Origin of the sequence: Anaerotignum faecicola (assembly GCA_024460105.1) — a bacterium.
GTDB lineage: Bacteria > Bacillota > Clostridia > Lachnospirales > Anaerotignaceae > JANFXS01.
Map to the genome: position 1 here is coordinate 1 of JANFXS010000527.1, position 396 is coordinate 396.

The 396-nt window shown below is 44.2% G+C and carries 1 protein-coding gene; it reads left to right on the top strand.

Annotated elements, in window-relative coordinates:
- Positions 1 to 396: hypothetical protein (locus NE664_15225; GenBank protein MCQ4727983.1), on the top strand; the 396-nt coding region annotated here is incomplete at both ends.

Below are 396 nucleotides of genomic sequence, written 5' to 3' on the forward strand. Positions count from 1 at the left end.
AAAAAAAAGAAGACAGCAGGGCCGGTCAGAAAACAGGAAGGGGAGCCGGACCCGTGCATGATCTGGAAAATGAACATGAATAAAAGAGGTACTGAACTGGCGAAGAGATATCCGAAGCAGAATGATTCGTTAAATACCGTGCTGCGGAAAATATATCTTAAGATGGATCGGCAGTATGGGGTCTGCCTGGCGCAGGAAGTAAAAGACTGTAAAGGCAGATCGGATAAAAAACCATCAACACTTGAGGCCATTTCACAGAGCGAGAAGTTAAGGAATCTTTTCGAATCAATCCTTTTCAATTTTGAGGAGGAATGCAGATTACGAGAAGAGAAAGCTCAGGCGGCGGAAGCTGCAAAACTTGCGTTGACAAGACAGGAGATCATTCAACCACTTATT